We start from the raw sequence: 8,360 nt of genomic DNA on the forward strand, positions 1-8,360 counted from the left end.
ACGACGGGGACCAGGCTGGGGAAGCCCGCCACCCGTACGGCGTCGACCAGCGGCGCGGTGCTCTCGGAGAGGCGTTCGCGGCCCAGCACGATGAGCACCCCGGTTCCCACGGCCAGGTACAGGGCCAGGACGCCGCCCAGGGACAGGCTGATCGCGCGGGGAATCGTCGTAGCCGGGTCCCGGACCTCACCGCCCAGGGTGGCCACGCGGGCGTACCCGGCGAAGGCGAAGAAGATCATCCCGGCCGAGCCGAGCAGACCGAAGGAGCCGGGCCAGGGGCCGAGCCCGTCCACCTCCAGGACCGCCCCCAGGCGCCCGCTGACGCCCATGGCCGCCAGGACGACGAGCAGGACCGCCAGCACGACGGCGACCAGGATCTTGGCCACGAACGTCGAGCGGTGCACGCCCCGGTAGTTCAGAGCGGTGAGCGCCGCCACGGCGGCCACGGCCACGGGCTTCTCCCAGCCGGGCAGGACGTAGGCGGCGAAGGTCATCGCCATCGCGGCGCAGGAGGCGATCTTGCCGACGACGAAGGACCAGCCCGCCAGGTAGCCCCACAGCTCGCTCAGGCGTTCGCGGCCATAGACGTAGGCGCCACCGGACTGGGGATGGCGGGCGGCCAGTCGGGCAGAGGAGATCGCGTTGCAGTAGGCCACCCCTCCGGCGAGGAGGATGGCGACGGGGAGCCAGGCTCCGGCGCCCACCACGGCCGGGGCGAAGACGGAGAACACCCCGGCGCCGAGCATCGCACCCGCGCCGATGGCGACCGCGTCAACGGTGCCCAGCACACGGGCGGGTCTGGCCTGGGCTCCGGAAGAGGTGGGCAACGGGCCTCCTTGGATCGGTGGAACGGTTCCGAGTCTGCCCGATGCGGGTGACCAACCCGTGCGGGCCACCCGTGGTGAGGGTGGCCACTTCCGGTCGGGCCGGTGACGTGCACCGGTTCCGGACATGGACGTTTCGTGTTCCGGGTCGGCCGGGCACGGCCTGGGCAGGAGAAGGCCCCCGGCACGTGGCCGGGGGCCTGGACTGCGTCCTTTCGGTCCTGCCGCTTCGCTTCGGCACGCCCGTCGCCCGCCACCGCCCGGGGCCGCTTCTCGACGGGGCGGGCCCCCTCAACGGACGCCTACGGCACGGCACCATCCATCAGCGCCCTGCCGACGCCCGAACGACACCCCCTCACGTGACCGTTCCACGGAGCGGACCCTCGGGCTTGTGTCCTGACGGTCGGGTCAGCTGGGCCGCCACGGTGTCCCGGTGTTCTCGTTGATGTCCTCCGCGGCTACCTGGCGGAGCTGGCGGGAGAGGTCGGACAGCGCACGCGAGACGGCGAGCTCCTCCCCGATCTCGGGAACGTCCATGTCCGCCGGGTGCTTCCTGGCCATACCGTGGCCCCTCAACGCCGTCCCGTCGTCGGCCACCAGACCGACCTCGGCCCACGTGCGCGCGACGTCGCCCTCGGCCTCCTCGGATACGACGACGTCGACATCCCAGCGCTTCGTCGTCTGCATGCTGCTCGCCCCCTCCGCCCGCGTGCCCGTGACGTCGGGCGTGTGCTCGATGTGCGCGTCCGGTCCCGGATACACGAGGGTGTCGTGGCCCTGTTCCGTGTCGAGCCAGTGCACCTGGTACGGCGGGGGGCCGTCGGCTCCACGCACGTCGGTCACGACCCCGGTCCGGCGATGGGTGTCGGCGCGCGGGCTCTCGACTACGAGTCGGTCACCTACATGTGCTCGCATGCTTCCCCCACAAACCTCGGCTACCTCCATCTTCTGCACTGAGTGAGGCCAGGTCCGGAGGCTTGGCCATTTCGTTTCTGGTGGTATGAGAGGTTTTTGCCCGGGGCACGGGAGTCTCCCGTCCCTGGTAGCGTCACGGCGTGGCCCAGCACTACTTCGACTCCGACCCCGACGCCGCCAGCCGTCCCTCGACGGCGGACCTGGTCCTGCCCGACCTGCACCTGCGGCTGCGCACCGACCGAGGCGTGTTCTCGCCGGACAAGGTCGACCTGGGCACGCGTGTGCTGTTGGAGACGGTGCCCGCGCCGCCCGCGGAGGGCCACCTGCTGGACCTGGGGTGCGGTTACGGGCCGATCGCCCTGACGATGGCCTCGCGCGCGCCCGGGGCGCGCGTCCTGGGCGTGGACGTCAACGCGCGCGCCGTGGGTCTGGCGCGACGCAACGCCGCCGACCACGGACTGGACCACGCGCGCTTCGCGGTGGTCTCCCCCGAGGGCGGGCTGGCCGCGGACCAGGGGCGGGAGTCACCGGAGGCGGCGGCCAGCGCCGAGGACCTGCTCGGGCCGTTCGACGCGGTGTGGTCCAACCCGCCGATCCGGGTGGGCAAGGGTGTGCTGCACGCGATGCTGCGGACGTGGCTGGGGCGGCTCACCCCCGGGGGCGTCGCCCACCTGGTCGTCCAGAAGCACCTGGGCGCGGACTCGCTCCAGCGCTGGTTGGACGCCCAGGGGCTGCCCGCCGAGCGCGTGGCCTCGCGCGCGGGGTTTCGCGTCCTGGCCGTCCGCCGGTCCGAGACCGCCTGAACGGACGTGAACTCCGTTTTTGCCTGTTGTGTCCCGGGCCGAGAGTGCGGTCCGGTCGGCTGACCGGTAACCTGTTGCGAACACCGGACCACCGGGATCATCCCGGAACAGACCCGCTGAGGAACACACCGCAGTTGAGCACGCAGTTGCGTCCCACGGACGTCAAACGCCTGAACCGCCAGTGGCGCAGGCGCACGGAGGGGCGACTCGCCCTCCTCGTCGAATCCGTCACCCAGCCCTTCAACCTGGGGTCGATCCTGCGCACCTGCGCGACCTTCGGCGTGGACCAGTTGTGGCTCACGGGCAACAGCGCGGACCCAGGCGATCCCAAGGTCGGCAAGACCGCCCTGGGCACGGCGGCCAAGGTGCCGCACACCCGTTTCGCGACCACCGGCGAGGCCCTGTCCGCGGCCCGCGGTGACGGTTACAAGGTGGTCGCCGTCGAGCTGGCCGCAGGGGCCGTGCCCCTGCACGCCGCCCCGCTGGAGCCGGACGTGTGTCTGGCCGTGGGCGCCGAGGACCACGGGTGCTCCCCGGCGCTGCTGTCGGGAGCGGACGCCGTGACCTACATTCCGCAGATCGGCCGGGTCGGATCGCTCAACGTCGCCGTGGCGACCGCGATCGCCCTGTCCGAGGCGCGCCGCCGTGAGTGGGCGGCCCTCGGCGGCGAGGCCGACGCCCCGGTCGGGGGCTGACCGGGGAACTTTTGAACCGGTCCGACTCGTCTTTCACTTCACCAGGACCACGTCAATCACACCCGACGCGCGAAGGCGCAGAGAGAGGAACAGTGGACCCGTCCCGAAGTACCAGCAGCATCCCCAGTGGATGCTGTGACCCAGACTCCGACGAGCCTCCTTCTTCGAGGGGCGCGTACCTTCGTAGGAACTCCGCCGAGCGGCGGACCCAGGCGGTGCGTGCCCGATGAGCACCGTCCTCAGTATCATCGCCGGCATCCTGGTGATCCTCGTGATCATCGCCGCGAACGGCTACTTCGTCGCCCAGGAGTTCGGCTTCATGGCCGTGGACCGTTCGCGTGTGCGGTCCCGGGCCGCGTCGGGGGACCCCGTCGCCCGACGTGTCAAGAAGGTCACCGACCGCACCTCGTTCATGCTCTCCGGGGCCCAGTTGGGCATCACCGTGACGGGTCTGCTGGTCGGTTACGTGGCCGAGCCGATGATCGGTCGGGGAATCGGTGAGCTCCTGGGGGTGACCGGTGTCCCCCTGGCCACCGGTATCGCCGTCGGCACCGTCCTGACCCTGCTGTTCTCGACCATCGTGCAGATGGTGTTCGGTGAGCTGTTCCCCAAGAACCTCGCGATCGCCAGACCGGAACCGGTCGCCCGTTGGCTGGCCCTGTCGACCGACGTGTACCTGAAGGTCTTCGGCCCCGTGATCTGGCTGTTCGACCAGGCCGCGGTCGTGCTGCTCAAGGCGGTGCGGATCACCCCGGTCGAGGACGTCCAGCACGCGGCGACGCCGCGTGACCTGGAGAGCATCATCGCCGAGTCGCGTGAGTCCGGCGACCTGCCCGCGGAGCTGTCCACCCTGTTGGACCGCACCCTGGACTTCCACGAGCGCACTGCCGGGCACGCGATGATCCCGCGGCCCGAGGTGGCCACCGTGGAGGAGAGCGACCCGGTGAGCCGGGTCGTGGAGCTGATGGCCTCCGACCACTCGCGCTTCCCGGTGTTGGGTGAGGGCGTGGACGACATCGTGGGCGTGATCTGCCTGCGCGACGTCCTGGCCCTGGGCGAACGCGACCTGGACGACATCAAGGTCACCGAGGTGGCCCGACCCACGGTCATGGTGCCGGTGTCGCTGGCACTGCCGGGAGTGCTGCGTCAGCTGCGTGAGGCGAACGAGGAGTTCGCCTGCGTGGTGGACGAGTACGGCGGCCTGGCCGGGGTCGTCACCACCGAGGACCTGGCCGAGGAGCTGGTCGGGGAGATCGCCGACGAGCATTCCCCCGACGAGGAGGCCCCGGCGCACCTGGAGGGCGAGGGCAGCTACATGGTGCCCGGCGCCCTGCACGTGGACGAGGCCGAGCGCCTGCTCGGCCTCGACCTGCCCGAGGGGGACTACGAGACCGTGGGCGGTCTGGTCATCCACGAGCTGCACCGCCTGCCCGAGGTGGGCGACCAGGTCGACCTCGTCCTGCCGCGTCCGGCCAGCGCCCACGACGGCGACCCGAACATGGCGCTGACGATGATCGTGAACTCGTTGCAGCGGCACGTCCCGCACACCGTGGAACTGCGGCTGCGCGAACTGGCCGACGAGGAGTCCCGGGAGGTGCGGGCATGAGTGACATGAACCCGTGGGTCGCGTTGGCCCTGACCGTGTTCATCATCGCGCTGAGCGCCTTCTTCGTGGCGATCGAGTTCGCGCTGGTGGCGGCGCGCCGCTACCGGCTGGAGGCCGACGCCGACCACAGCCTGGCCGCGCGCGCGGCGCTGCGCAACGCGCGTGACCTGTCACTGCTGCTGGCCGGGTCCCAGTTGGGGATCACCCTGTGCACACTGGCGCTGGGCGCGATCTCCAAGCCCGCCGTGCACCACCTGTTGGAACCGCTGTTCCACGGCCTGCCGCACGCGGTGTCCTCGACGCTCTCGTTCGTGCTGGCCTTGGTCATCGTGACCTTCCTGCACCTGGTGGTGGGTGAGATGGCGCCCAAGTCGTGGGCGATCTCGCACCCGGAGAAGTCGGCGAGGCTGTTGTCGGTGCCGATGCGTGCGTTCATGTGGTTCACCCGCCCGATGCTGGTCGCGGTGAACGGCATGGCCAACTGGTGCCTGCACCGGGTCGGTGTGGAGGCGGTGGACGAGATGTCGTCGGGGCACGACCCCGACGACGTGCGGGAACTGGTGGAGCACTCGGTCAAGGCCGGTGCGCTGGACACCGAGCGACGCGACCAGCTGGCCACCGCGTTGGAGGTCAACTCCCGCCCGCTGAGCGAGATCATCACCCCGAGCGAGGAGATCGCGTGGGTGGCACCGGACGCGGACCTGGAGGAGATCAAGCGGGTCTCCCGTTCCTCCACCCACCTGCGGCTGGTGGTGATGGATCGGGGCGAGCCCGTGGGTGTGCTGCACGTGCGTGAGGCCCTGACCTGCCCGCCCGGGACGACCGCGGCCGACCTGATGCGCCCGGTGCTCATGCTGCACGCGAGCACGCCGATGTACGCGGCGATGAGCATCATGCGGGACAGCCGCAGCCACCTGTCGCTGGTCGAGGAGGAGGGGGTCATCGGCCTGGTCACCCTCCAGGACATCCTGGACCGGCTGTTGCTGCTGGAGGCCGCCGCCTAGGCGCGCGGAACACACGAACGCGGGGGCGGGGGATGTGGATCCCCCGCCCCCGCGCCGTGTGCGCCCCGGAGTCAGCGCTCCGGGAGGGGCGTGTCTCAGGCCGTCTTCACGGTGAGGTTGACGTCGATGTTGCCGCGCGTGGCGCGGGAGTACGGGCACACCTGGTGGGCGGCCTCGACGAGCTTCTCAGCGGCGGCCTGGTCGGCGCCGGGGATGGTGACGGTCAGGTCGACGACGAGGGCGAAGCCGTCCTCGGCCTTGCCCAGGCTGACCTGGGAGTCGATGACCGAACCCTCGACGTTGGCCTTGGCCTCGCGGGCGACCTTCTTCAGGGCGCCGTGGAAGCAGGCGCCGTAGCCGACGGCGAAGAGCTGCTCGGGGTTGGTGCCGGGGCCGTCGTCGCCGCCCATGCCCTTGGGCACGGACAGGTCGACGCTGAGGCGGCCGTCGTCGGTCTTGCCGGTTCCGGCGCGACCCTCACCGGTGACGGTGGCGTTGGCGGTGTACAGGATGTCGACTGCCATGACTGCCTTTCTGTGCTCCGACGCGGGGTCGGAAGGTGACGGGTTGTCGGTGACGGTGCTCAGTCACGCGGGGTTCGGGATCCGATGGGCGCCCGACCGCTGGCGGCGGCCTCCACCGACCGGGTGATCTGGTCGAGGACCACCTTCAGCTCGCGCACCCGGTCCGCGGGCAGGTCGACGGCGCACAGCAGGCGGTCCGGAATGCCCCGGGCCCGTGCGCGCAGTCGCATGCCCTCCTCGGTCGCCGTGACCTCGACGACGCGTTCGTCGTCGGTCCCGCGCTCCTTGGTCAGGAGCCCGGCGGTCTCGAGTCGGCGCAGCAGTGGGGAGAGCGTGCCCGAGTCCAGGTGCAGTGCCTGGCTCAGCTCCTTGACGGTCAGCGTCCCCCGTTCCCACAGCGCGAGCATGACCAGGTACTGCGGGTAGGTGAGTCCCAGGTCGTCCAGGAGCTCCCGGTACAGCCCGGTCAGAGCTCGGGAGGCCGCGTACAGGGAGAAGCACAACTGGTTGTCCAGCGCGAGGGCGTCGCCCCCGTCGGCGTCGGCCATGGTTCCTCCCCTCACGTGCGTGGCACGTTCATCGATCGGCACCACCGTAACAGAGTTCAGTTGTGCACAACATGGTTTTGCACAACTTTTTTGACCGCGTGTCGGCCCCCGATTCCCGGAGAGAGCCGTGGTCACGGCGTCCAGGCCTCGGCCTCGGTCAAGGCGGTCGTGACGACGGTGGTGTCGATGGTGACCACGGCCATCTCCCACTCCCGGTCCCCCGCCCGAAAGGAGACGACACGTACGTCCCCGAGGAGGAACTCCAAGAAGGAGCTGGGTCCTCGCACGTCGAGCACCTCGCGGGGCGAGGGAACGGAGATCGGTTCGGCGTACGGGCGCAACGGTCGCCACCGTCGCCAGGTGAGGCGTTCGGGGGCGGCGAGGTGCATCACCAGCAGGCCCTGCCGCAGGAAGCGACCATGCCGCAGATGGGCTACCGCGCGTAGGGGGAGGCCCTGCCGCAGGTCGCTCAGGTCCCGCTCGGCGGTCGCGGGGTCGCCGCCCCTGAGCCCCCGCCACCCGTCCTCGAGGGCGTCCGTGAAGAATCTGGTGCCAGCGGTGTTGCGCGGTTGGGGGATCATACGCGGCCTCCGGTCGACGTTCGCGGTTCCGGGGCAGCCTACGGGCCCTGCGGGGAGGCGAGGCGCTGCGCGGGAGTCTCCGACGACAGGCCGACCGCTGTGACCCGGCGGCGCGAAAAGCCGTGGGCGCGGTGCACGCGTGCCTGTTACACAGGAACGCATCGAAGGGAAGAGGCTTGGAGACGGTGTTCCTGTACGAGTGGGTTGATCCGCACTACCACTTCACTCCGATCAACGGAGTCCACGAGGACGAGGCGTGGCTGCGGATCACCCGCGACGAAGCAGGCTGGTGGGTGGATTCCCTGGGCGGCGTGCGTTCGTCCTTGCTCAACGGCGCACGGGGGGCGGCTGATCTGGCCCGGTGGATGCTGGAACCGCTGCGCGCGGACTGGCCCGTCCACGAGAAGGACTTCCCGGTTGTCGAGCGCACCCCCGTGGGACCTGTCGACAAGGGCGGATACCGCTACTTCGAGGATGTGGAGATCTACATCGGCCGTGAGGCCTTGAACGGCCCCGAGTGCCTCTCGGTCCAGGTCATGGGCATCATGGTCAGACCGGACGGGTGGGAGGGAGGATACGACCCCAACACCAGCCCGGAGTGCCCCTCGATCGACCGCCCGGCGCTCGATGCCCAGGCGCGGCGGCTGCTCGCCGCAGCGGAAGGAGAACTCGACGCCGAGCACGTGACTCACCAGGGGCCGCTGTAGGGGCCCGTCGACGACCGGAGCCCGGAACGTCCTCATGATGGGAACCGCGGCGGTGGCGCACGTATCCGGCGCTCAACATCACGTGCGCAGGGGCATCCCGAAGGGGACGGCCCACCGCCACGCGCGAGCCCGCCGGGCCACCCCGGCACCCGG

Annotated in this window: 10 protein-coding genes (1 of these 10 cut by a window edge); 5 read left to right on the forward strand and 5 right to left on the reverse strand. The window is 70.6% G+C overall.

Annotated features, from left to right (window positions below; translation table 11 throughout):
• Together D471_RS0112105 and D471_RS38380 are read right to left on the reverse strand one after the other, a co-directional pair.
• Positions 1–827 carry the 5' portion of an APC family permease gene (locus D471_RS0112105; protein ID WP_026127648.1) on the reverse strand. 427 nt of this gene lie to the left of the window's left edge, so the window shows 827 of its 1,254 coding nt (coding positions 1–827); the start codon lies at positions 825–827; its stop codon lies off the left edge, out of view.
• Positions 828–1,232: 405 nt separating this feature from the next.
• Positions 1,233–1,739, reverse strand: a complete 507-nt coding sequence (locus tag D471_RS38380) for a dsRBD fold-containing protein (protein ID WP_083924207.1) — start codon at positions 1,737–1,739, stop codon at positions 1,233–1,235.
• Positions 1,740–1,879: 140 nt separating this feature from the next.
• Here D471_RS38380 and D471_RS0112115 point away from each other — a divergent pair, with 140 nt between their 5' ends.
• From D471_RS0112115 to D471_RS0112130, 4 genes are all read left to right on the forward strand, one after another.
• A complete protein-coding gene (locus D471_RS0112115; protein ID WP_017598859.1) occupies positions 1,880–2,542 on the forward strand; it encodes a class I SAM-dependent methyltransferase in 663 nt (220 codons plus the stop codon).
• A 134-nt stretch (positions 2,543–2,676) separates the two neighbouring features.
• On the forward strand, positions 2,677–3,237 hold the full coding sequence (locus tag D471_RS0112120; RefSeq protein WP_017598860.1) for a TrmH family RNA methyltransferase: 561 nt from the start codon (positions 2,677–2,679) through the stop codon (positions 3,235–3,237).
• A 226-nt stretch (positions 3,238–3,463) separates the two neighbouring features.
• Positions 3,464–4,843 (forward strand): hemolysin family protein, encoded by a 1,380-nt coding sequence (locus D471_RS0112125; RefSeq protein ID WP_017598861.1) that lies wholly within the window; start codon positions 3,464–3,466, stop codon positions 4,841–4,843.
• A complete protein-coding gene (locus D471_RS0112130; RefSeq protein ID WP_026127651.1) occupies positions 4,840–5,847 on the forward strand; it encodes a hemolysin family protein in 1,008 nt (335 codons plus the stop codon). The genes D471_RS0112125 and D471_RS0112130 overlap by 4 nt, the downstream gene beginning before the upstream one ends.
• A gap of 95 nt (positions 5,848–5,942) precedes the next feature.
• On the opposite strand, the gene D471_RS0112135 is transcribed toward D471_RS0112130, so the two are convergent.
• From D471_RS0112135 to D471_RS0112145, 3 genes are all read right to left on the reverse strand, one after another.
• A complete protein-coding gene (locus D471_RS0112135; protein ID WP_017598863.1) occupies positions 5,943–6,371 on the reverse strand; it encodes an organic hydroperoxide resistance protein in 429 nt (142 codons plus the stop codon).
• Between the two features lie 59 nt (positions 6,372–6,430).
• Positions 6,431–6,919: a MarR family winged helix-turn-helix transcriptional regulator gene (locus tag D471_RS0112140; RefSeq protein ID WP_017598864.1), complete on the reverse strand. Its 489-nt coding sequence runs from the start codon at positions 6,917–6,919 to the stop codon at positions 6,431–6,433.
• A gap of 131 nt (positions 6,920–7,050) precedes the next feature.
• A complete protein-coding gene (locus tag D471_RS0112145) occupies positions 7,051–7,500 on the reverse strand; it encodes a hypothetical protein (RefSeq protein ID WP_017598865.1) in 450 nt (149 codons plus the stop codon).
• Positions 7,501–7,676: 176 nt separating this feature from the next.
• Between D471_RS0112145 and D471_RS0112150 the strand changes: the two genes are divergently transcribed.
• The gene (locus tag D471_RS0112150; RefSeq protein ID WP_017598866.1) at positions 7,677–8,207 is read left to right on the forward strand and encodes a hypothetical protein; all 531 of its coding nucleotides are present in this window, start codon (positions 7,677–7,679) and stop codon (positions 8,205–8,207) included.
• Positions 8,208–8,360 lie beyond the last annotated feature (153 nt).

The sequence above is a fragment of the Nocardiopsis lucentensis DSM 44048 genome, assembly GCF_000341125.1.
GTDB classification, from domain to species: domain Bacteria; phylum Actinomycetota; class Actinomycetes; order Streptosporangiales; family Streptosporangiaceae; genus Nocardiopsis; species Nocardiopsis lucentensis.

Coding starts and splice junctions, on each gene's coding strand:
- D471_RS38380 (WP_083924207.1), bottom strand. CDS start 1,739: ATGCGAGCACATGTAGGTGACCGACTCGTAGTCGAGAGCCCGCGCGCC.
- D471_RS0112125 (WP_017598861.1), top strand. CDS start 3,464: ATGAGCACCGTCCTCAGTATCATCGCCGGCATCCTGGTGATCCTCGTG.
- D471_RS0112130 (WP_026127651.1), top strand. CDS start 4,840: ATGAGTGACATGAACCCGTGGGTCGCGTTGGCCCTGACCGTGTTCATC.
- D471_RS0112135 (WP_017598863.1), bottom strand. CDS start 6,371: ATGGCAGTCGACATCCTGTACACCGCCAACGCCACCGTCACCGGTGAG.
- D471_RS0112140 (WP_017598864.1), bottom strand. CDS start 6,919: ATGGCCGACGCCGACGGGGGCGACGCCCTCGCGCTGGACAACCAGTTG.
- D471_RS0112145 (WP_017598865.1), bottom strand. CDS start 7,500: ATGATCCCCCAACCGCGCAACACCGCTGGCACCAGATTCTTCACGGAC.